The sequence below is a fragment of the Aminobacter sp. BE322 genome (assembly GCF_050433525.1).
GTDB lineage: Bacteria > Pseudomonadota > Alphaproteobacteria > Rhizobiales > Rhizobiaceae > Aminobacter.
This window is the reverse complement of the sequence record NZ_JBNPXB010000006.1, coordinates 41,307-62,174: the sequence shown is the minus strand read 5'-3', so window position 1 is coordinate 62,174 and position 20,868 is coordinate 41,307. Positions and strand designations below refer to the sequence as shown.

Genomic DNA, 20,868 nt, shown 5'->3' with positions numbered 1-20,868 from the left:
CATGACTGAGTTCACTCCGATAGCCGCCACCGTGGGTGGCATCCTGATCGGCCTGTCGGCCGTTCTCCTGATGGCGTGGGAGGGGCGCATCGCCGGCATCAGCGGCATCGCCGGCCGCCTGTTGCCGCCCTATGGCGACAAGGCGTTGCCTTCGCGGCTGGCCTTTGTGCTCGGCCTCGTGGGGGCGCCGCTGATCTATGCGGCGGTGACCGGCAGCCAGGTGGTCCAGACGGTTTCGTCCAACCTGCCCCTGATGGCCGTGGCCGGGCTCCTGGTCGGTTTCGGTTCGGTCTACGGCAACGGCTGCACCAGCGGCCACGGCGTCTGCGGCCTGTCGCGGCTTTCCGTGCGTTCGTTGGTGGCGACGCTGACCTTCATGGCGACCGCATTCGTCACCGTCTTCGTCGTCCGGCACCTGGTGGGGGCCTGAGCATGTCGTTCGTAGTCAATCTCGCGCTCGGCCTCCTGTTCGGCATCGGCCTTGTCGTGTCGGGCATGTCCGATCCGGCCAAGGTTCTGAACTTCCTCGATCTGTTCGGCACCTGGGATCCTTCGCTTGCCTTCGTGATGGGCGGGGCCGTGATCACCACCTTCATCGGCTACCGCCTCGTCTTCAGGCGGCCGAAGCCGGTGGCGGCTGACGCGTTCCACCTGCCCGCCAGCCGCGCCATCGACCGGCGGATCCTGGTCGGGCCGGCCATCTTCGGTATCGGCTGGGGCCTGGGCGGGTTCTGCCCCGGGCCGGCACTGACCGCGACCGCGCTCGGAGCAGCCGGCACATATGCGTTCCTGCCGATGATGTTCCTCGGCATGTGGCTTGCCCGCCGGACGGTCGGCCGACGTACCGTGCCGGCTTCGGCATGACGCCTGACCCACGGCCTGACCGTCGGGGCTCCGCAAAAAAATCGTTGTCGTAAAGGGCTGGGACCATGTTTCTGGAACCCATTCAATATGCTTTGGGCGTGCTCTCGGGCAGCGTCGTCGGTCTCAGCCTCGGCCTGTTCGGCGGGGGTGGTTCCATCCTGGCGGTACCGCTGCTGGTCTACCTGGTTGGTGTGCCCAATGCGCATATGGCGATCGGCACCAGCGCCGTCTCGGTGGCTGCCAACGCCGTGACGGGCCTGGCCGGCCACGCCCGCAACGGCACGGTGAACTGGCGCTGCGCCGCCGTTTACAGCGTGGCCGGCGTGCTTGGCGCATTCTTCGGTTCGTCGCTTGGCAAGGCCATCGATGGCCGCCATCTGCTGCTTCTGTTTGCCGGCCTGATGCTTGTCGTTGGCGCGCTGATGTTCCGGCGTCGCAGCGTTGCGGGCGATCCGGCGGCAGTCTGCACGCGCGAAAATGCACCGAAGGTTTTGGGCTTCGGTGGCGGTACCGGCCTGCTCTCGGGCTTCTTCGGCATCGGCGGCGGCTTCCTGATCGTCCCTGGCCTGGTTGCGTCGACGGGTATGCCGATGATCAATGCCATCGGCTCGTCCCTCGTCGCGGTCACCGCCCTCGGCCTGACGACGGCAATCTCCTACGCGTTTTCGGGCATGGTCGACTGGCCGCTTGCGTCGGCTTTCATTGCCGGGGGCCTGCTTGGCGGCTTAGGCGGGTCGCGCGCGGCTCTAGTGCTACAGCGGAGGAAGGGTGCGCTGAACGTGCTGTTTGCCCTGATGATCGTTGCCGTCGCCGGCTACATGATCTGGCGCAATCTGGCCTAGCGCCCGCAGGCTGGCGGCTTCACATCGCCACCAGTGCCTTGATCCCGTCGGCGACGAACTGGACGGCGAGCGCCGCCAGGATCACGCCGAGCAAGCGGGTCAGGATCGACCGGCCGGTCTGGCCGAGGAAGCGGTCGATGCGCTCGGAGAGCACGAAGACGAGATAGGTCAGGGCCAGGCAGATGAAGATGATGCCGACCAGCGTCACTTGGCCCGCCCAGCCGTCGAACGAGCCCGACAGCAGCACCGTGGCGGATATCGCGCCGGGGCCGGCGATCAGCGGGATGGCGAGCGGGAAGGCGGCGATGTTGTGGATGTGGTCCTTGGTGATCGCCACGTCCGAGATCTTCTCCTTGCGGTCCTGCCGGCGCTCGAACACCATCTCGAAGGCGATGAAGAACAACAGGAACCCGCCGGCCACCCGGAACGCCGGCAGGGTGATGCCGAACACGGTGAGGATGGCAGCACCCGCAACGGCGAACAGGGCGAGCACGGCGAATCCCATGATGCTGGCACGCACCGACACCTGCTGCCGCTCGTCGCGGTTCATGCCGCGCGTCACCGCCAGGAAAAGTGGCGCCAGGCCCGGCGGGTCGATGGTCACCAGGAGGGTGACGAAGGCGTTGAAAATGCTGTCGAAATGCGGCATCGGCATCCCCCCGGGGCGAATGCAGGCTAACCTGCGGCGTGCGCCTGCGCCAGAGCAATCGCGTCTCGCCGCGCGTTATGCCCCGAGCATCTGACTTCCGGGCGCGGCAGACAGACTGTCGCGGATTTGGCCGGATGATCTATCCTTTTGATATTACGTGCTAAATCAGTGTTGGAAAAGCGCGCCCAAAGTTGGTCAACCACGAGCCGTTCCTATATAAAGAGTAAATGATTCCCAACATGCGTGATCCGAGTTGACCGACCAGAAATCACCGCGTGGACCAGAAGGTCCCTCCGGCATCGAGCCGATATCCATCATCGAGGAGATGCAGCGCTCCTACCTCGATTACGCCATGAGCGTGATCGTGAGCCGCGCGTTGCCCGACGTGCGCGACGGCATGAAGCCCGTGCACCGGCGCATCCTCTATGCCTCGCACGAGAGCGGCTACCACTGGAACCGCAAATACGTGAAGTCGGCGCGTCCGGTCGCCGACGTGATGGGTAAATATCACCCGCACGGCGACGCCTCGATCTATGACGCCCTGGTGCGCATGGCGCAGGATTGGTCGATGAGCGTCACGCTCATCGACGGGCAGGGCAACTTCGGTTCGATCGACGGCGATCCGCCCGCGGCGATGCGCTACACCGAGGCGCGCCTGACCAAGGTCGCGCACGAGCTGCTCGAGGACATCGACAAGGATACCGTCGATTTCCAGGATACCTATGACGCGTCGGGCCAGGAGCCGCGCGTGCTGCCGGCGCGCTTCCCTGCGCTGTTGGTCAACGGTGCCGGCGGCATCGCCGTCGGCATGGCGACAAACATCCCGCCGCACAACCTGACCGAGGTCTGTAACGGCGCCATCGCCGTGATGGACAATCCTGGCATCGATCTGCCGGACCTGATGGAGATCATCCCGGGTCCCGATTTCCCGACCGGCGGCCTGATCCTCGGCCGCTCGGGCATCTACAACGCCTATTCGACCGGGCGCGGCTCCGTCGTCATGCGCGGCAAGGTCAACATCGAGCAGAGCCGCGGCGACCGCGAAGCGATCATCATCACCGAAGTTCCCTATCAGGTGAACAAGGCGACGATGATCGAGAAGATGGCCGAACTGGTGCGCGACAAGCGCATCGAGGGCATCTCCGACATCCGCGACGAGTCCGACCGCCAGGGCTATCGCGTCGTCATCGAGCTCAAGCGCGATGCCAATGCCGAGGTGATCCTCAACCAGCTCTATCGCTTCACGCCGCTGCAGACCTCGTTCGGCGCCAACATGGTGGCGCTCAACGGCGGCAAGCCGGAGGTGCTGACGCTGATCGACATGCTGAAGGCCTTCGTCGCCTTCCGCGAAGAGGTGATCAGCCGGCGCACCAAGTTCCTGCTCAAGAAGGTGCGCGACCGCGCGCATATCTTGGTCGGCCTGGCGATCGCCGTCGCCAATATCGACGAGGTGATCAAGCTGATCCGCACCGCGCCTGATCCGCAGACGGCGCGCGACCAGCTGATGACCCGGCGCTGGCCGGCATCCGACGTCGAGTCGCTGATCCGCCTGATCGATGACCCGCGCCACCGCATCAATGACGACGGCACCTACAACCTGTCGGAAGAACAGGCCCGCGCCATCCTCGAGCTGCGCCTGCAGCGCCTGACTGCACTGGGCCGCGACGAAATCGCCGACGAGCTCAACAAGATCGGCGCCGAGATCAGCGATTATCTCGCCATCCTGTCGTCGCGGGCGCGCATCCAGCAGATCGTCAAGGACGAGCTGATCGCCGTGCGCGACGAGTTCGGCGTGCCGCGCCGAACCGAGATCACCGACGCCGGCTCCGACATGGAAGACGAGGACCTGATCCCGCGCGAGGACATGGTCGTCACCGTCAGCCATTCCGGCTACATCAAGCGCGTGCCGTTGTCGCTCTACCGCGCACAGCGCCGCGGCGGCAAGGGCCGCTCGGGCATGTCGACCAAGGACGAGGATTTCGTCACCCGGCTGTTCGTGGTCAACACGCACACGCCGGTGCTGTTCTTCTCGTCGCGTGGCATCGTCTACAAGGAAAAGGTCTGGCGGCTGCCGATCGGCAATCCGCAGTCGCGCGGCAAGGCGCTGATCAACATGCTGCCGCTCCAGCAGGGCGAACGCATCACCACCATCATGCCGCTGCCCGAGGACGAGACGAGCTGGGGCGAACTTGACGTGATGTTCGCTACCACGCGCGGCACCGTGCGTCGCAACAAGCTCAGCGATTTCGTCCAGGTCAACCGCAACGGCAAGATCGCCATGAAGCTGGAGGAGGAAGGCGACGAGATCCTCGGCGTCGAAACCTGCACCGACAATGACGACGTGCTTCTGACCGCCGATTCCGGCCAGTGCATCCGCTTCCGCGTCGACGACGTGCGCGTGTTCCAGAGCCGCAATTCGGTCGGCGTGCGCGGCATCAGCATGGCCGATGGCGACCGCGTCATCTCGATGGCAGTCATCGAGCATGTCGAGGCGAGCCCGGCCGAGCGTGCCGCCTATCTCAAGCGTTCGGTGGCCGAACGGAGGCTGGCTGCCGGCATTGCGGCTGGCGAGGACGAGGACATCGCTCTGACCAACGAAGAGGTCGGCGAGGAAGCCGACATCTCCGAAGATCGCTACCAGTTCCTGACCCAGCACGAACAGTTCGTGCTGACGGTGACCGAATATGGCTATGGCAAGCGCTCATCGTCCTACGACTTCCGCCTGACCAACCGCGGCGGCAAGGGCATCCGCGCCACCGACGTTTCAAAGACGGCCGAGATCGGCAGGCTGGTGGCGACCTTCCCGGTCGGCAACGACGACCAGATCATGCTGGTGTCGGATGGCGGCCAGGTCATCCGCGTGCCGGTCGACGGCATCCGTTTCGCCAGCCGCGCCACCAAGGGCGTGACCATCTTCAACACCGCCGAAGGCGAGAAGGTGGTTTCGGTCGAGCGTATTTCCGAGCCGCAGGGCGAGGACGATGCCGACGAAGCACCAAGCGATGAAGCGCTGGTGAGCGAGGAAGGCTGATCCGGAAGGCCACCGATTTACCAGTGGCTTACGCCGTCGGGTTAAAGAAAAAAGCGGCGCGTGAGCGCCGCTTTTGCCTGGAGGGGCAGAAAAACGGTAGTCGAGGCAGATCAGCGCGGCAGCCGCGGATTGCGCCACCCCGGCAGCCGGACACGAGCGGTCTGAACCTTGGTGCGGACCCGGTGCGCCTCCTGGTGGAGGGCGAAGGCGGTGGCGATGAGCATGGCCAGTGTCATGGCCGCGGCGAGCATGTAGATCATCATGGCGCTGTTCTCCTGCCTGAAATAACGGGCGACGCGCTGTTTGGTTTCATCGACTATAGAGATGGTTTATTCACATCCCCTTGAACGAAACCTGAGACTTCCATTCATCCTGCGTTCATCTTGTAAACCATGCGGGGAGCGCCGGATGGCCAAGTTCCGGCCGGTGCCCGCTTCCACCTTGACCGCCGATGTTCTAGAAGCAGGCGCATGACCGATCGCATCGCCATCTACGCCGGGTCCTTCGACCCCCTCACCAACGGCCATCTCGACGTGCTGAAGGCGTCGCTGGCGGTCGCCGACGTCGTCTACGCGGCCATCGGGGTTCATCCGGGCAAGAAGCCGCTGTTCTCCTTCGAGGAGCGCGTGGCGCTGATCGAGCAGGCGGCCAAGTCGGAATTCGGCAAGGATGGCGGCCGCATCAGGGTCGTCGCCTTCGACGGTCTCGTCATCGACGCCGCGCGCCGTGAGGGCGCCTCGATCATGATCCGCGGCCTGCGCGACGGCACCGACCTCGACTACGAGATGCAGATGGCCGGCATGAACGAGACCATGGCGCCGGACTTGCAGACGGTTTTCCTGCCGGCAAGCCCCTCGGTCCGCACCATTACCGCCACACTCGTCCGCCAGATTGCCTCGATGGGCGGCGACATCCGCCCGTTTGTGCCCGCGGCGGTTGCCAAGGCGCTCAACGCCAAATTCGCGAAATAATCCCGGAGTACCGATCAATGCAGCTCAGGAAGCTTGCCTCGTCTTTCGTCGTCTTCGCCGGCCTCGTCGCCGGTTCGGTTTCGGCCTTCGCCGCCGACCCCGAGAACACCATGGTCATCACGCTCAAGGACGGCGACGTGACGGTGGAACTCCGTCCCGACCTCGCGCCCAAGCACGTCGAACAGATCAAGAAGCTGGTGCGCGCCGGCGAGTATGACAATGTCGCCTTCCATCGCGTCATCGAAGGCTTCATGGCTCAGACCGGCGACGTCGAGTTCGGCGACATGAAGGACGGCTACAGCGCCGCGCGCGCCGGCACCGGCGGCTCGAAGCTGCCCGATCTGCCGGCCGAGTTCTCCAAGGAGAACTTCAAGCGCGGGGTCGTCGGCATGGCGCGTGCCCAGGATCCGAATTCGGCCAATTCGCAGTTCTTCATCATGTTCGACACCGCTTCCTCGCTCGACGGCCAGTACACCATCGTCGGCGACGTCGAGAGCGGCATGGAACTGGTCGACAAGATCAAGAAGGGCGATGCAGCCGAGAACGGCGTCGTCGCCGATCCCGACCGCATGATCAAGGTCCGCATCGCTGCGGACGGTAAGTAAAGGTCCGCATCGCTGCGGACGGCAAGTAATCTGTAACAGAGAAGGAATTCAGTCATGGCCGAGATCAAGGATCGCGAGAACGCGCTGATCATGGAAACCACCAAGGGCAAGGTGGTCATCGAATTGCTCCCCGACCTGGCCCCCGGCCACGTCGCCCGCATCAAGGAACTGGCTCGCGAAGGCGCCTATGACGGCGTCGTCTTCCACCGCGTCATCGACGGCTTCATGGCCCAGACCGGCGACGTCAAGTTCGGCAAGTCGGGCGGAAAGGACTTCAACCCCAGCCGTGCCGGCATGGGCGGTTCCGACAAGCCGGACCTGAAGGCCGAGTTCTCCAACATGAACCACGCCCGCGGCACCTGCTCGATGGCCCGCGCCCAGAACCCGAACTCCGCCAACTCGCAGTTCTTCATCTGCTTCGAGGACGCCGGCTTCCTCAACCGCCAGTATTCGGTGTGGGGCCAGGTCATCGAGGGCATGGACAACGTCGACAAGATCAAGCGCGGCGAGCCGGTGGTCGACCCCGACAAGATCGTGTCGATGAAGGTTGCCGCAGACGTCAAGGAGTAACAGGTGGCAGGCGCTCTCTGGTCGCTTCTCGGCGTTCTGGCGGGCGCCTTCGTCGCCATTCAGGCTCCCATCAATGCGCAGCTGGCGCGCGGGCTCGGTGTGCCCGTCGCGGCAGCTGCGATTTCCTTCCTCTCGGGTGCGATCGTGCTCGGGCTGGTTACCTATTTCACCACGCGGTCGCAGGGCCTGGTCATCGACTGGAAGGCACCCGCACCCTGGCTGTTCGTGGCCGGCGGTGCGCTGGGCGCCGTCTATGTCACCTCCACCGTGCTTCTGACCCCGCGCATTGGTGCTGCCGCCCTGATGGCCTTCCTGGTCGCGGGCCAGCTTCTCGCCGGCATGCTGGTGGACAAGGCCGGAGTTTTCGGCGTCGCCGTGCGCGAGCTCTCCACGGGCCGCATCGTCGGCGCCATGCTGCTGCTCGCCGGCGCGCTGATGATCCGTATCTACTGATGCGTGTAGACCTTTTCGATTTCGAGCTTCCCGAGGAGCGCATCGCGCTCAGGCCCGCCGAACCGCGCGACACGGCGCGGCTCTTGTGCGTGCGGCCGGGCGGGGCCCTTTCCGACCTTTCGGTGCGCGACCTGCCGTTGCTGCTCGAGCCCGGCGACGTGCTGGTGCTCAACGACACACGCGTCATCCCGGCGCAGCTCAAGGGCCGCCGCGTGCGCGGCGAGGCCGTCGCCCATGTCGACGCGACGCTGCACATGCGCACCGCACCCGACCGCTGGCTCGCCTTCATGCGGCCGGGCAAGCGGGTAGCGGTCGGCGACCGCATCCGGTTCGGCCATAGCGCCGAGGCCTGCATGCTGGGCCAACTCGATGCGACCGTGGTGGAAAAAGGCGAGGCCGGCGAGGCGTTGCTTGCCTTCGACCTGTCCGGTCCGGCGCTGGACGAGGCGCTGCATGCCGTCGGCCACATTCCGCTGCCGCCCTACATCGCCTCCAAGCGCGACGACGACGAGCGCGACCGGCGCGACTACCAGACCGTCTATGCGCGGGAGGAGGGCGCGGTCGCTGCCCCTACCGCCGGCCTGCACTTCACGCCGGAGCTGTTTGCGGCGCTCGAGGCGCGCGGCGTGGAAAGACAGTTCGTGACGCTTCATGTCGGCGCGGGAACCTTCCTGCCGGTCAAGGCGGACGACACCGCCGACCACAAGATGCATGCCGAGATCGGCCATGTGTCGGTCGAGACCGCGGCAGTGCTGAATGCCGCCAGGGCGCGCGGCAACCGCATCGTCGCCGTCGGCACCACCTCGCTGCGCCTGATGGAAAGTGCCGCGCGCCCCGACGGCACCATCGCCGCGTGGTCCGGCCCGACCGATATCTTCATCACGCCCGGCTACCGCTTCAAGTTCGTCGACGCGCTGATGACCAATTTCCACCTGCCGCGCTCGACGCTGTTCATGCTGGTCTCCGCCTTTTCGGGGCTCGAGCGCATGCGCGAGGTCTATGCGCACGCCATTGCGAGCGGCTACCGCTTCTATTCCTATGGCGACGCCAGCCTGCTGTTCAGGGACGACCGATGAGTTCAGAGTTCACCTTCAAGCTGCTCGCGACCGACGGCAAGGCGCGGCGCGGCGAGATCACCATGCCGCGTGGCACCATCCGCACCCCGGCCTTCATGCCGGTCGGCACCGGCGGCACGGTGAAGGCGATGTACATGGACCAGGTGCGCGGCGTCGGTGCCGACATCATCCTGGGCAACACCTATCACCTGATGCTGCGGCCCGGCGCGGAGCGGGTGGCGAAGCTCGGCGGCCTGCATGAGTTCGCCCGCTGGCCGCACCCGATCCTGACCGATTCCGGCGGCTTCCAGGTGATGTCGCTGTCGAAGCTGCGCAAGATCAGCGAGAAGGGCGTGACCTTCCGCTCGCATATCGACGGCGCGCCCTACGAGATGTCGCCGGAGCGCTCGATCGAGATCCAGGGCCTGCTCGATTCCGATATCCAGATGCAGCTCGACGAGTGCACCGCGCTGCCGTCGACGCCGAAGGAAATTCAAAGGGCCATGGAGCTGTCGCTGCGCTGGGCCGAGCGCTGCAAGACGGCCTTTGGCGACCAGCCGGGTAAGGCGATGTTTGGCATAGTGCAGGGCGGCGACATCGCCGACATGCGCGTGCGTTCGGCGCAGGCGCTGAAGGCGCTCGACCTCAAGGGTTATGCCGTGGGTGGCCTCGCCGTCGGCGAGCCGCAGGAGGTGATGCTCGACATGCTCGACATCACCTGTCCGGAGCTGCCCGCCGACAGGCCGCGCTACCTGATGGGGGTCGGCACGCCCGACGACATCGTCAAGTCGGTGGCGCGCGGCATCGACATGTTCGACTGCGTGATGCCGACGCGCGCCGGCCGCCACGGCTTGGCCTATACTAGGCGCGGCAAGGTGAATTTGCGCAATGCCCGCCATGCCGACGACCCGCGGCCGCTGGACGAGGAAAGCGATTGCCCGGCTGCGCGCGACTACAGCCGCGCCTACCTGCACCATCTGGTGCGTTCGGGCGAGGCGCTGGGCGCCATGCTTCTGACCTGGAACAACCTGTCGTATTACCAGCATCTGATGGGCGAAATCCGCGCCGCGATCGAGGCGGGACGCTTTGCCGACCGCACGGCCGAGATCAGCGAAGGCTGGGCGCAGGGCGACATTCCGCTCCACCAGGGCTGAGGCTCACAGCTCCTTCTCCGCCAACTCGCGGAAGGCGTCGGGCACGGAACCTGTCCGTCCCAGTGCGACGGAGGCATAGCCGACGGCTTCCCATCCGAAACGCTCGCGGATCGCATCCATGGTGCGGTCGGCGCCCCAGCGTGCCTGGCCCTTTTTCGTGCCCGGCCGGCGGCGCTCGTCGGCGAGATCAAGCGGCAGTTCGAGCTGCAGGCCCGGATGTTCCTCGAGATGCGAGACCGAGATCGCCAGCAGCGAGATGGCGCGCTCGTTCAGGTATTGGGCAAGTACGCCGCGCACCAGCTCCTCGGCGATTTCCGCAATCATAGCTGTGGCGGAAACCGGCGCGTCGAGCGTGATCGACCGCGTCACCGAACGCAGGTCGGCGAAGCGGACCCTCGTTGTTACCGTGCGTCGGCATGCAGGATGGTGGCTGCGCTTTCCGTCATCGTATTCTATCGGTAGAGAAATTGAACATAAGGGGAACACGAGGGGCGGAAAATCAAGGGCTGGTGCAAGCGCTGGGCTTCCGTGCGGGCTTCTTGCGGCGAGCAGCCTCGATTAGAGTGCGTCCGCCCAAGGAGGATTCCATGACCGTTTCGCCGCTCATTCCGACATTCGAAGACGTCAAGGTGGCGGTGTCGCGCATATCCGGCGTCGCGCATCGCACACCGGTGCTGACTTCGCGCACCGCCGATGCGAAGGCCGGCGGCAAACTCTTCTTCAAGGCGGAAAACCTGCAGCGGGCCGGGGCCTTCAAGTTTCGCGGCGCCTACAATGCCGTTTCCGCCTTGTCGCCCGAGGCGCGGAGAAAGGGCGTCGTCGCCTATTCCTCGGGCAATCATGCCCAGGCGCTGGCCTATGCGGCGACCCTGCTCGGCGCGCCGTCGGTCATCGTGATGCCCGAGGACGCGCCCGCGATAAAGGTCGCGGCGACGAGAGGCTACGGCGCGGAGGTGGTGTTCTTCGACCGCTACAAGGACGACCGCGAGGCGATCGCGCGCGGCATTTCGGAAGAACGCGGCATGACGATGATCCCGCCTTTCGACCACGCCGACATCATCGCCGGGCAGGGCACGGCGGCGCTGGAGCTGATCGAGGAGGTCGGCCGACTCGACATGCTGATTACGCCGCTCGGCGGTGGTGGGCTGCTGGCCGGCTGTGCCCTTAGCGCCAAGGCGTTGTCGCCGGGCTGTCGGGTGGTCGGCGTCGAACCCGAGGCCGGAAACGACGGCCAGCAGTCGCTGCGGAAGGGCGAGGTGGTGCGCATCGCGCCGCCCAAGTCGATCGCCGACGGGGCGCTGACGACTTTCGTCGGCGACCGCAATTTCCCGATCCTGCAGGCCGAGGTCGACGACATCGTCACCGTCAGCGATGCGCAACTGGTGCAGACGATGCGATTCTTTGCCGAACGCATGAAGGTGATCGTCGAGCCGACGGGCTGCCTGGGTGCGGCAGCCGTGCTCAACGGTGTCGTCGACTGCGCCGGAAAACGCGTCGGCATCGTGCTCAGCGGCGGGAATGTCGACCTCGGAACACTGAGCGGCTTTTTTGCCTAGCCTGATGGCGGGGCCGATGCGTCGGTGCGAATTCGACGCTCGCCGGCCACATTGATCTCGGCGGCTTGAATCTCGCCGGCAGGCCGACTATCTAGTCGCCATCAGCAATACCAACAGGATGTGTGCAGCAATGGATTTTTACCCGACAGCAACGCTGAACCGCTTTGCCATTGGGGAATTCCATGCCTGTATCCATCTCTCTGTCGAATATTGCCTGGTCCACGCCTGACGGCCGGACGCTCTTTTCCGATCTATCGCTCAATTTCGATACCGGCCGCGCCGGGCTTGTCGGACGCAACGGCGTCGGCAAGTCGACGCTGCTGCATCTCGTTGCCGGGTCGCTCGAACCGCAGGCGGGCAAGCTGTCCGTCAGCGGCACGATCGGCCTGTTGCGCCAGTCGGCGCAGGTGTCGCCTGGCGAGACCGTTGCCGACCTGTTCGGCGCATCCGATGGGCTCGACCTGTTGCGCCGTGCCGAGTTGGGCCAGGCCGAGGTCGATGAATATGCCGACGTCGACTGGACGCTGGAGACGCGGATCGAGGCGGCACTCGCCCGAGTCGGGCTGAGCGCCGAACCGGGCACCGAGCTTTCTGCGCTCTCGGGCGGCCAGCGCACGCGCGCCGGGCTTGCGGCGCTGATCTTCGGCGCACCCGACTTCATCCTTCTGGACGAACCGACCAACAACCTCGACCGCGAGGGGCGGGACGCGGTTATCGATCTTCTCGCCGGCTGGCGGGCAGGGGCCATCGTCGTCAGCCACGACCGCGAACTGCTCGACACCATGGATGCCATCGTCGAGCTGACCTCGCTGGGCGCTACGCGCTATGGCGGCAACTGGAGCCACTATCGCGAGCGCAAGGCGATCGAGCTGGCATCTGCCCGGCACGACCTGCTCGACGCCGAACGGCGCGTTTCGGAAGTCGCCCGAGCCGCCCAGACGACGGCCGAACGCAAGGCGCGCAGGGACGGAGCGGGCAAGCGCAAGGCCGCCAAGGGCGACATGCCGCGCATTCTCATGAACGGGCTCAAGAACCGTGCCGAGAACTCGTCGGGCGAGAATGCCCGGCTGGCCGAACGCCGGCGCGTGCAGGCCGAAGCCGACGCCGCCGCGGCGCGCGAACGCATCGAGGTGCTGCAGCCGCTGTCGGTGGTGCTGCCGTCGACCGGATTGCCTTCCAGCAAGGCGGTGCTGCGGATCGACGGCCTGACGGCGGGCTACGAGCCGGGCCAGCCGGTGATCTCGGACTTTTCGCTGACGATCATGGGCCCGGAGCGGGTCGCGGTGAGTGGCGGCAACGGCACGGGCAAGACCACGCTGCTCAAGGCGATTTCCGGCAAGCTTGAGCCCTGGGTGGGCAGCGTCGCCATCATGACCGGCTTCGCCATGCTCGACCAGCAGGTCGGCCTGCTCGATCCATCCAGTTCGATCCGGGACAATTTCCGCCGCATCAACCCCGAGGCCGACGAGAATGCCTGCCGCGCCGCGCTGGCGCGGTTCATGTTCCGTGCCGATGCGGCACTGCAGATCGTGGGCAGCCTCAGCGGCGGGCAGCTGCTGCGCGCCGGGCTCGCCTGCGTGCTCGGCGGCAAGTCGCCGCCGCCGCTGCTGATCCTCGACGAGCCGACCAACCATCTCGACATCGACGCCATCGAGGCCGTGGAAGCCGGGCTGCGCGCCTATGACGGGGCCTTGCTGGTGGTGAGCCACGACCAGGCATTTCTGGAGGCCATTGGCATTATCAGGCGGATCGAGCTGGGTAGGGTCTCGGCGCCAGTGGACGGCGGCTAGGTGCTGAGCGAGTTCGAGGCGCGCAGGCTGACGCCGGTGATGCGCCAGACGCCGTCGGGCTGGAGCTCGAGCGTGTAGACGGCTTCGTAGTCTTTGCCGTCGGGGCCGACGATCATCACCTGCTGGATGATCGAGGTCGGGCTCATTTCCCGGAACTTGCCGAAGTCGAAGCTCTGCGCATGGTGCACCGGCTTGTAGCCGCCCGAAACCATGCCCATGAAGGTTTCGAGCGTCGGAAAGATGCGCTTCACGTTGGGCGCGGCAAAGCTGTAGGCGGCCGCATCCTCGCCCGTCCTGAAAGCTTCGATCTGGGCCGATATGCTGCCTTGCGCGGCCTTGACCTCGGCTTCGCCGGCCAGTGCCGGGAAGCCCAGGAGTGACATGGCGAAGACCAACGCGATGCTGCGCATTCCTGCCTCCGTTTCCTGCACGCGCGGTGGTCCGCGACGCCTTGGCATTGTAACATACGCGGCAGGCGTCGCCGCGGTTTCAGCATGGCGCGGCCGATGGCGTGTAGACGCCGGCTTGAAAGCTCGGGCGCGTTCTGCGACAAGACCGCGAAACGACGACAGGCCCGGAACGGACGGTGCGATGAAGACCTTTTTCGTGCAGATCAAATGCGAACTCGGCAAGGCCTACGAGGTGGCGAGCGCGCTCGCCGACGCCGAGATCGCTTCCGAGATCTATTCGACCGCCGGCAATTTCGACCTGCTCGCCAAGTTCTACGTCGACGACGACGTTGATATCGGCCATTTCGTCAACGAGCGAGTCCACCCGATCGGCAACATCAAGGACACCTTCACGACGGTGACCTTCCGCGCCTTCTGAGCGCAAAAGGGGCAAGGTTGCGCCCAAATCCCGTGCCGCATGCCGAAACCATGGGCATTTTTGCGATTGTTTCGCCGGCTGCGCCAGAAATGGGCGATTGCGCTTGATTTTCTCCGCCGAGGTCATTTGATTGACCTCAGAGGGGAGTTCATCTGTGGTCGCCTTCGACGAAATGCTCCCGGCGGAAGCCGGACTTAGAAGACCCTACGAAGCCTACGACAGCTGGCTGAAAAACCAGGATCCAGCTCGACTTACCGAAAAGATGCGCGATGCCGAGCGCGTGTTCCGCAAGACCGGCATCACCTTTGCCGTCTATGGCGAGCAGGAGGCGTCCGAACGGCTGATCCCGTTCGATATCGTGCCGCGGATCATCGCCGGCAACGAATGGCGCAGGCTGACGCAGGGCATCGAACAGCGCGTGCAGGCGCTGAACGCATTCCTCGACGACATCTACCACCGCCAGGAAATCCTGCGCGCCGGCAGGATCCCGAGGGAACTGGTCGCCACCAACGAGGCGTTCCTGCCCGAGATGATCGGGGTTAGGCCGCCTGCCGGCGTCTACACCCACATCATCGGCGTCGACATCGTGCGCATCTCCGAAAACGAGTTCTACGTGCTCGAGGACAATGCGCGCACGCCGTCGGGCGTGTCCTACATGCTCGAAAACCGCGAAACGATGCTGCAGCTCTTCCCGGAGCTGTTCCAGCGCATCAAGGTGCAGCCGGTGGAGAACTATCCGCAGCTGCTGCGCCAGTCGCTTGCGGCCGTGAAGCCGAGCGGTGTCAATGGCGCGCCGACCATCGCGGTGCTGACGCCGGGCAGCTACAACTCGGCCTATTTCGAGCACGCCTTCCTGGCCGACCAGATGGGCGTCGAACTGGTCGAGGGGCAGGACCTGCGTGTGGTCGACGGGCATGTCGCGATGCGCACCACCGAGGGCTACAAGCAGATCGACGTGCTCTACCGCCGCGTCGACGACGCCTATCTCGATCCGCTGACCTTCAAGCCGGACTCGGCACTCGGCGTGCCCGGCATCATGGACGTCTACCGCGCCGGCAACATCACCATCGCCAACGCGCCCGGAACAGGCATCGCCGACGACAAGGCGATCTACTCCTACATGCCGGAGATCATCGAGTTCTACACCGGCCGCAAGCCGATCCTCGGCAACATCCCGACCTGGCGCTGCTCCGAGCCCGACAGCCTGAAATACGTCCAGGAGCACCTCGCCGAACTGGTGGTGAAGGAGGTGCACGGTTCGGGCGGCTACGGCATGCTGGTAGGGCCGGCGGCGAGCAGGAAGGAGCGCGAGGCCTTCGCCCGGAAGCTCGCGGCGCGCCCCTCCAACTACATCGCCCAGCCGACGCTTTCGCTGTCGACCTGCCCGATCCTGACCCAGAAGGGGCTCGCGCCGCGCCATGTCGACTTGAGGCCGTTCGTCCTGGTTTCCGATCGCATCCGCATCGTGCCCGGAGGGTTGACGCGTGTGGCGCTGAAAGAGGGGTCGCTTGTCGTCAACTCGTCGCAAGGTGGCGGGACGAAGGACACGTGGGTGCTGGATGATTGAGCGAGCGAACGGGGATGCAGCAGAAGCCATGACGACCAGTCTCTATTCGCCATTCACTATTCGCTACTCACTCGCCGGAGCCTGACATGCTCCTCGGTCGCACCGCCAACGGCCTCTACTGGATGAACCGCTACATCGAGCGGACCGAGAACATGGCGCGGCTGATCGATGCCGGCCTGCGCATGGCGCTCACCCGCAGCCAGAACGCGTCGGATGAATGGAACTCGGTGCTGCTTTCGGCGGGCGCGGCAAACGCCTTTGCCGTGAAGCACAGCGATTATACATCTGAAAACGTTGCCGATTTTCTGCTCCGGGACATGTCGAACCCGTCGAGCGCGGCGGCAGCAATGGAAACCGCGCGCAACAACGCCCGCATGGTGCGCACGGCGCTGACGCGCGAAACCTGGGAGAGCATCAACGAGGCCTGGATGTCGCTGAAGCGCATGCTGGCCACGCCCATCGACCAGCGCGAACTGCCGAGCGTGCTCGACGCCATCAAGCGCGAGACGGCGCTGATCCGCGGATCGTTCTACGGCACGATGCTGCGCAACGAGATCTTCGACTTCGCCCAGCTCGGCACCTATGTCGAGCGCGCCGACAACACCGCCCGCATTCTCGACGTCAAATATTACGTCCTCTTGCCTTCGGTCTCGTGGGTGGGTTCGTCGCTCGACAACTACCAGTGGGAATCGATCCTACGCTCGGTCGCGGCACACCGCTCCTACCGCTGGGTCTACGAGGCCGAATACAAGCCGACCAACATCGCCGAATACCTGATCCTCAACGTGCGCATGCCGCGTTCGCTGACCTTCAGCTACCGCTTCATCGCCGAGCACCTGAAGTTCCTGTCGGAGGACTACGGCGCCAGGCACGAGAGCAACGACTTGGCCGACCGCACCTATGCCCGGCTGCGCGGAACCCAGATCAAGGATATTTTCGAGGGAGGCCTGCACGAATTCCTGGCCGACTTCATCCGCGACAACAACAAGCTGGGCGACCGTGTGGCCCAGGACTTCGGTTTCTACTGATCGGGCAAGGCCATGCGGCTCAAGGTTTCGCATCGCACCGAGTACAATTATGACCAGCCGATCCGCTATGGGCTGCAGCGCGTCCGGCTGTGGCCCCAGAGCGGCCCGGCGCAGACCATGCTGACATGGACGCTGCAGATCGAGGGTGCGCGCGAGGAGGTGCGCTTCCTCGACCAGTTCGGCAACGACACCAGGCTGTTGTCGATCGACGGCGAGCCCCACACGATCAGCATCCTGGCCGAGGGCGAGGTCGAGACCAACGAGGTCGCCGGCGTATCCGGCCCGCACCGCGGCTTTGCGCCGCTCTGGCTGTTCCAGCACGAGACGCCGCTGACGGCGCCGGGCGAAGCGATCCGCGGGCTGGCGGCGAGCGTGGGCGAAGGCGGCGAGGTCGAGCGGCTGCACCGCCTGATGGGATTGATCCGCGAGCGCGTCGCCTATGTGCCCGGCACCACCGATACGGGGACCACTGCCGAACAGGCGCTGACCAAGGGAACGGGCGTCTGCCAGGACCATGCCCATGTGTTTGCCGCCTGCGCCCGCCTGCTTGGCTTCCCGGCGCGCTATGTCAGCGGCTACCTGATGATGAACGATCGCGTCGAGCAGGTGGCGACGCATGCCTGGGCCGAAGCCAATGTCCCGGGGCTCGGCTGGGTGGGGTTCGACGCCGCCAACGGCGTTTCGCCCGACCAGCGCTACGTGCGCGTGGCGGTGGGGCGGGACTATCGCGAGGCGATGCCGATTTCGGGCATACTGATCGGGCAGGCGCAGGAACGGCTTGCAGTCCATATCAGTGTGGAGCAGTAATCCGGCAGGAAAGCTCGCCCGGACTGGAATCGCATGACCTATTGCGTCGGCCTCAAGATTGATCGCGGACTGGTGTTCATGTCGGACACCCGCACCAATGCCGGCATCGACAGCATCTCGACGTTTCGGAAGATGAAGGTCTGGGAAAAGCCGGGCGACCGCGTAATCGTGCTGATGTCGGCCGGCAACCTTGCCACCACGCAGTCGGTGGCGAGCCTGCTCGACGAGCGCACCAAGGCCGTCGCCGAGCGTGCCCCGACGATCTTCGACATGCCTTCCATGTACCGGACTGCCTGCCTGGTCGGGGAGGCGGTCAAGGAAGTGATCGCCCAGGCGGCGCCCGTGGGCCAGAAGGCCGATTCGAGCTTCAACGCCTCCTTCATCCTCGGCGGCCAGATCAAGGGCAGCGAGCCCAGGCTGTTCATGATCTATCCCGAGGGCAATTTCATCGAATCGACCGACGACACGCCCTTCTTCCAGATCGGCGAGACCAAATACGGCAAGCCGATCATCGTGCGCGCCTATGACCGGGCGATGAGTTTCGCCGAAACCGTGAAGCTCCTGATGGTGTCGTTCGATTCGACGCTGAAGTCGAACCTCTCCGTCGGCCTGCCGCTCGATCTCTTGTTCTACGAGAAGGACGCGCTGAAGGTGGGGCTCAAGAAGCGCATCGGCGCCGACGATCCCTATTATCGGACGATCTCGGACGGCTGGTCCAACGCGCTCAAGGTGGCGTTCCAGAGCCTGCCGGACTTTCCGGAATAGCGGCCAAACCAGAGCCATCGGCCGGCAACATGGGGGGAGCATGAACGCGGACGAGTTTCGCGAGTGGTCGCGCAGGGCTGCCGACTGGGGCGTCGACTACCGCGACGGCCTGCGGGAGCGGCCGGTGCGGGCGCAGGTGGAGCCCGGCCAGGTGTTCGAGGCGATCGCCGCGACGCCGCCGGAGCAGGCAGAGACGATCGACGCGATATTCGACGATTTCGAAGCGACCATCGTGCCGGGCATGACGCACTGGCAGCATCCACGCTTCTTTGCCTATTTCCCGGCCAACGCAGCGCCGGTTTCCGTGGTCGCCGAATATCTGGTCAGCGCGATGGCCGCGCAATGCATGCTCTGGCAGACCTCGCCGGCGGCGACTGAACTCGAGACCCGCGTGGTCGACTGGATGCGCCAGGCCCTCGGTCTGCCCGAGGGCTTCAGCGGCGTCATCCAGGATTCGGCGTCGCAGGCCACCCTTGCCGCCGTGCTGACGATGCGCGAACGCGCGCTTGCCTGGCAGGGCAACAAGGCAGGGCTGTCTGGCCAGCCCAGGCTGCGTATCTACTGTTCCGACCAGGTGCACACATCCATCGACCGCGCCATTTGGGTCGCGGGCATTGGCGAGGACAACCTCGTGCGCATTCCGACCGCGGGGCGCAACCGCGCGATGGACACGGACGCGCTTGAACGGGCGATCACCGCCGACCGCGCCGCGGGCTTCCTGCCTGCCGGCATCATCGCCTGCGTCGGCGGCACGAGCGTCGGCGGTACCGACGAGATCGCCGCTGTCGCGAAGATCGCCGCACGCGAAAACCTCTATCTGCATGTCGACGCCGCCTGGGCGGGCTCGGCGATGATCTGCCCCGAGTTCCGTCATTACTGGACCGGGGTGGAGGGTGCCGATTCGATCGTTTTCAACCCGCACAAATGGCTCGGCGCGCAGTTCGATTGCTCGATCCAGTTCATCCGCGATCCCGGCAGTCTGGTTCGGACGCTGGCGATCAGGCCTGACTACCTCAAGACCCACGGGCGCGACGGGATCATCAACTATTCGGAATGGTCCGTGCCGCTCGGGCGGCGCTTCCGGGCGCTCAAGCTGTGGTTTCTGCTCCGGGCCCACGGCCTGTCGGGGCTCCGCGGCATGATCCGCAACCATGTCGCCTGGAGCGAAAGGCTGGCGCAGCGGCTGGCACGGGAGCCCGACTTCGAGATCACCAGCGAGCCGATGCTGTCGTTGTTCTCGTTCCGGCATCTGCCGGCAGGCGGCGCCGATCTCGACGGGCACAATCTCGACCTCGTCGAGCGGATCAACCGCGATGGCCGCATCTATCTCACCCAGACGCGACTCGATGGGCGTTCGGTGATCCGGTTCCAGGCCGGCCAGTTCGATACCGCCGCGGCCGACGTCGACCAGGCGTTCGAGGTGATCACCGAACTGGCGCGGAGCTGAGGCGCAAAGCTTCGCTGCAGCTTCGAAGCGGCTATTCACGGCTTTCGTTTTCACCTATCGTCCCACGAAACGAAATTCGGGGAATGCCGCCTATGTATCTGTCGCCACGTCAGTCCGAAATCGTCCAGATGGCCAAGGACAACGGGCGGGTGCTGGTCGACGATCTGGCCGCGCACTTCCAGGTCACGCCGCAGACGATCCGCAAGGACCTCAATGACCTCTGCGACCAGCGGCTGTTGAGCCGCGTCCACGGCGGTGCGCTGTTCCCGTCCGGCATCGAGAACCTCGAATACGAGGCGCGGCGCAAGATCGCGGCCGACGAGAAGGACGCCATCGGCCAGGCGGCGGCGCGCATCATCCCCGACAACGCGTCTCTGTTCGTCAATATCGGCACCACCACCGAGGCGGTGGGCAAGGCGCTGCTCGACCACAAAGGGTTGATGGTCATCACCAACAACATCAATGTCGCCAACAGGATGCGCGTCTATCCTTCGATGGAGGTGGTGATCGCCGGCGGCGTGGTGCGCGGCTCGGACGGCGGCATCGTCGGCGAGGCGGCGGTCGATTTCATCAAGCAGTTCAAGGTCGACTATGCCGTGATCGGCGCCTCGGCCATCGACCATGACGGCGCGCTGCTCGACTTCGACTTCCGCGAGGTAAAGGTCGCGCAGGCGATCATCGCCAATGCCCGGCATGTCATCCTGGTTTCGGACAGCACCAAGTTCGAACGGACGGCGCCGGTGCGGATCGCGCATCTGTCGCAGATGGACAGCTTCATCACCGACCGCTGCGAGTTGCCCAGTATTCGCAGGATCTGCGCCGAATCGGACGTTCAGCTGATCGAGACGAAAAGGCCCGCGTAGGCACATCGCGCCAACGCGGGTCT

General features: G+C 65.2%; 22 protein-coding genes and 1 pseudogene. 19 read left to right on the top strand and 4 right to left on the bottom strand.

Annotated features, from left to right (window positions below; genetic code table 11):
• The first annotated feature begins 1 nt into the window (after position 1).
• The 3 genes from J2X50_RS11375 to J2X50_RS11365 all read left to right on the top strand — a co-directional run bounded on the left by J2X50_RS11375 (position 2) and on the right by J2X50_RS11365 (position 1,706).
• Entirely contained in the window at positions 2-430 is a 429-nt protein-coding gene (locus J2X50_RS11375; RefSeq protein ID WP_429094877.1) for a YeeE/YedE family protein, read from the top strand.
• Between the two features lie 2 nt (positions 431-432).
• Positions 433-864, top strand: coding sequence for a DUF6691 family protein (locus tag J2X50_RS11370; protein ID WP_429094875.1), 432 nt, complete (start codon positions 433-435; stop codon positions 862-864).
• A 65-nt stretch (positions 865-929) separates the two neighbouring features.
• The gene (locus J2X50_RS11365; RefSeq protein WP_429094873.1) at positions 930-1,706 is read left to right on the top strand and encodes a sulfite exporter TauE/SafE family protein; all 777 of its coding nucleotides are present in this window, start codon (positions 930-932) and stop codon (positions 1,704-1,706) included.
• Between the two features lie 19 nt (positions 1,707-1,725).
• Here J2X50_RS11365 and J2X50_RS11360 read toward each other — a convergent pair whose 3' ends face one another.
• The gene (locus tag J2X50_RS11360) at positions 1,726-2,355 is read right to left on the bottom strand and encodes a MarC family protein (protein WP_429094872.1); all 630 of its coding nucleotides are present in this window, start codon (positions 2,353-2,355) and stop codon (positions 1,726-1,728) included.
• A 253-nt stretch (positions 2,356-2,608) separates the two neighbouring features.
• On the opposite strand from J2X50_RS11360, the gene gyrA reads away from it, so the two are divergent.
• On the top strand, positions 2,609-5,386 hold the full coding sequence (gene gyrA / locus J2X50_RS11355; RefSeq protein ID WP_429094870.1) for a DNA gyrase subunit A: 2,778 nt from the start codon (positions 2,609-2,611) through the stop codon (positions 5,384-5,386).
• 110 nt (positions 5,387-5,496) lie between these two features.
• On the opposite strand, the gene J2X50_RS11350 is transcribed toward gyrA, so the two are convergent.
• On the bottom strand, positions 5,497-5,649 hold the full coding sequence (locus J2X50_RS11350) for a hypothetical protein (RefSeq protein ID WP_347966219.1): 153 nt from the start codon (positions 5,647-5,649) through the stop codon (positions 5,497-5,499).
• Between the two features lie 207 nt (positions 5,650-5,856).
• Between J2X50_RS11350 and coaD the strand changes: the two genes are divergently transcribed.
• The 6 genes from coaD to tgt are packed head-to-tail and all read left to right on the top strand — an operon-like array spanning position 5,857 to position 10,194.
• On the top strand, positions 5,857-6,357 hold the full coding sequence (gene coaD / locus J2X50_RS11345; protein ID WP_429094867.1) for a pantetheine-phosphate adenylyltransferase: 501 nt from the start codon (positions 5,857-5,859) through the stop codon (positions 6,355-6,357).
• Positions 6,358-6,374: 17 nt separating this feature from the next.
• Positions 6,375-6,962 (top strand): peptidylprolyl isomerase, encoded by a 588-nt coding sequence (locus J2X50_RS11340; protein WP_429094866.1) that lies wholly within the window; start codon positions 6,375-6,377, stop codon positions 6,960-6,962.
• Between the two features lie 54 nt (positions 6,963-7,016).
• A complete protein-coding gene (locus J2X50_RS11335; protein ID WP_429094864.1) occupies positions 7,017-7,532 on the top strand; it encodes a peptidylprolyl isomerase in 516 nt (171 codons plus the stop codon).
• A 3-nt stretch (positions 7,533-7,535) separates the two neighbouring features.
• Complete coding sequence (locus J2X50_RS11330) at positions 7,536-7,985, top strand: DMT family transporter (protein WP_340039932.1); 450 nt, start codon at positions 7,536-7,538, stop codon at positions 7,983-7,985.
• Positions 7,985-9,061, top strand: coding sequence for a tRNA preQ1(34) S-adenosylmethionine ribosyltransferase-isomerase QueA (queA, locus tag J2X50_RS11325; RefSeq protein WP_429094862.1), 1,077 nt, complete (start codon positions 7,985-7,987; stop codon positions 9,059-9,061). Before J2X50_RS11330 ends, queA begins: the two co-directional genes overlap by 1 nt.
• Positions 9,058-10,194 carry a tRNA guanosine(34) transglycosylase Tgt gene (gene tgt / locus J2X50_RS11320; RefSeq protein WP_429094860.1) on the top strand — a complete coding sequence of 379 codons (1,137 nt, stop codon included), beginning with the start codon at positions 9,058-9,060 and terminating at the stop codon, positions 10,192-10,194. The genes queA and tgt overlap by 4 nt, the downstream gene beginning before the upstream one ends.
• Positions 10,195-10,197: 3 nt before the next feature.
• Here the strand turns inward: tgt and J2X50_RS11315 are convergent.
• Positions 10,198-10,605 (bottom strand): annotated as a pseudogene (locus J2X50_RS11315) (DNA polymerase IV); the annotation flags it as partial.
• Between the two features lie 176 nt (positions 10,606-10,781).
• Here J2X50_RS11315 and J2X50_RS11310 point away from each other — a divergent pair.
• Complete coding sequence (locus J2X50_RS11310) at positions 10,782-11,750, top strand: threo-3-hydroxy-L-aspartate ammonia-lyase (RefSeq protein WP_429094859.1); 969 nt, start codon at positions 10,782-10,784, stop codon at positions 11,748-11,750.
• A gap of 182 nt (positions 11,751-11,932) precedes the next feature.
• Positions 11,933-13,540, top strand: coding sequence for an ABC-F family ATP-binding cassette domain-containing protein (locus tag J2X50_RS11305; protein ID WP_429094857.1), 1,608 nt, complete (start codon positions 11,933-11,935; stop codon positions 13,538-13,540).
• Here the strand turns inward: J2X50_RS11305 and J2X50_RS11300 are convergent.
• On the bottom strand, positions 13,537-13,950 hold the full coding sequence (locus tag J2X50_RS11300; RefSeq protein WP_429094856.1) for a DUF4864 domain-containing protein: 414 nt from the start codon (positions 13,948-13,950) through the stop codon (positions 13,537-13,539). The two genes, J2X50_RS11305 and J2X50_RS11300, sit on opposite strands and share 4 nt — an antisense overlap.
• A gap of 181 nt (positions 13,951-14,131) precedes the next feature.
• Between J2X50_RS11300 and J2X50_RS11295 the strand changes: the two genes are divergently transcribed.
• The 7 genes from J2X50_RS11295 (at position 14,132) to J2X50_RS11265 (ending at position 20,845) form a co-directional block, all read left to right on the top strand.
• Entirely contained in the window at positions 14,132-14,368 is a 237-nt protein-coding gene (locus tag J2X50_RS11295; RefSeq protein WP_429094854.1) for an Lrp/AsnC ligand binding domain-containing protein, read from the top strand.
• 154 nt (positions 14,369-14,522) lie between these two features.
• A complete protein-coding gene (locus tag J2X50_RS11290; RefSeq protein WP_429094853.1) occupies positions 14,523-15,935 on the top strand; it encodes a circularly permuted type 2 ATP-grasp protein in 1,413 nt (470 codons plus the stop codon).
• Positions 15,936-16,021: 86 nt separating this feature from the next.
• Positions 16,022-16,963 carry an alpha-E domain-containing protein gene (locus tag J2X50_RS11285; protein WP_429094851.1) on the top strand — a complete coding sequence of 314 codons (942 nt, stop codon included), beginning with the start codon at positions 16,022-16,024 and terminating at the stop codon, positions 16,961-16,963.
• Positions 16,964-16,975: 12 nt separating this feature from the next.
• On the top strand, positions 16,976-17,770 hold the full coding sequence (locus tag J2X50_RS11280; RefSeq protein WP_429094849.1) for a transglutaminase family protein: 795 nt from the start codon (positions 16,976-16,978) through the stop codon (positions 17,768-17,770).
• 33 nt (positions 17,771-17,803) lie between these two features.
• Positions 17,804-18,535: a peptidase gene (locus tag J2X50_RS11275; RefSeq protein ID WP_429094847.1), complete on the top strand. Its 732-nt coding sequence runs from the start codon at positions 17,804-17,806 to the stop codon at positions 18,533-18,535.
• Between the two features lie 40 nt (positions 18,536-18,575).
• On the top strand, positions 18,576-19,982 hold the full coding sequence (locus J2X50_RS11270; protein ID WP_429094845.1) for a pyridoxal phosphate-dependent decarboxylase family protein: 1,407 nt from the start codon (positions 18,576-18,578) through the stop codon (positions 19,980-19,982).
• Between the two features lie 92 nt (positions 19,983-20,074).
• Entirely contained in the window at positions 20,075-20,845 is a 771-nt protein-coding gene (locus J2X50_RS11265; protein ID WP_429094843.1) for a DeoR/GlpR family DNA-binding transcription regulator, read from the top strand.
• Positions 20,846-20,868 lie beyond the last annotated feature (23 nt).

Coding starts and splice junctions, on each gene's coding strand:
- J2X50_RS11375 (WP_429094877.1), top strand. CDS start 2: ATGACTGAGTTCACTCCGATAGCCGCCACCGTGGGTGGCATCCTGATC.
- J2X50_RS11370 (WP_429094875.1), top strand. CDS start 433: ATGTCGTTCGTAGTCAATCTCGCGCTCGGCCTCCTGTTCGGCATCGGC.
- J2X50_RS11365 (WP_429094873.1), top strand. CDS start 930: ATGTTTCTGGAACCCATTCAATATGCTTTGGGCGTGCTCTCGGGCAGC.
- J2X50_RS11360 (WP_429094872.1), bottom strand. CDS start 2,355: ATGCCGCATTTCGACAGCATTTTCAACGCCTTCGTCACCCTCCTGGTG.
- J2X50_RS11350 (WP_347966219.1), bottom strand. CDS start 5,649: ATGATGATCTACATGCTCGCCGCGGCCATGACACTGGCCATGCTCATC.
- coaD (WP_429094867.1), top strand. CDS start 5,857: ATGACCGATCGCATCGCCATCTACGCCGGGTCCTTCGACCCCCTCACC.
- J2X50_RS11340 (WP_429094866.1), top strand. CDS start 6,375: ATGCAGCTCAGGAAGCTTGCCTCGTCTTTCGTCGTCTTCGCCGGCCTC.
- J2X50_RS11335 (WP_429094864.1), top strand. CDS start 7,017: ATGGCCGAGATCAAGGATCGCGAGAACGCGCTGATCATGGAAACCACC.
- queA (WP_429094862.1), top strand. CDS start 7,985: ATGCGTGTAGACCTTTTCGATTTCGAGCTTCCCGAGGAGCGCATCGCG.
- tgt (WP_429094860.1), top strand. CDS start 9,058: ATGAGTTCAGAGTTCACCTTCAAGCTGCTCGCGACCGACGGCAAGGCG.
- J2X50_RS11310 (WP_429094859.1), top strand. CDS start 10,782: ATGACCGTTTCGCCGCTCATTCCGACATTCGAAGACGTCAAGGTGGCG.
- J2X50_RS11305 (WP_429094857.1), top strand. CDS start 11,933: ATGCCTGTATCCATCTCTCTGTCGAATATTGCCTGGTCCACGCCTGAC.
- J2X50_RS11300 (WP_429094856.1), bottom strand. CDS start 13,950: ATGCGCAGCATCGCGTTGGTCTTCGCCATGTCACTCCTGGGCTTCCCG.
- J2X50_RS11295 (WP_429094854.1), top strand. CDS start 14,132: ATGAAGACCTTTTTCGTGCAGATCAAATGCGAACTCGGCAAGGCCTAC.
- J2X50_RS11285 (WP_429094851.1), top strand. CDS start 16,022: ATGCTCCTCGGTCGCACCGCCAACGGCCTCTACTGGATGAACCGCTAC.
- J2X50_RS11280 (WP_429094849.1), top strand. CDS start 16,976: ATGCGGCTCAAGGTTTCGCATCGCACCGAGTACAATTATGACCAGCCG.
- J2X50_RS11275 (WP_429094847.1), top strand. CDS start 17,804: ATGACCTATTGCGTCGGCCTCAAGATTGATCGCGGACTGGTGTTCATG.
- J2X50_RS11270 (WP_429094845.1), top strand. CDS start 18,576: ATGAACGCGGACGAGTTTCGCGAGTGGTCGCGCAGGGCTGCCGACTGG.
- J2X50_RS11265 (WP_429094843.1), top strand. CDS start 20,075: ATGTATCTGTCGCCACGTCAGTCCGAAATCGTCCAGATGGCCAAGGAC.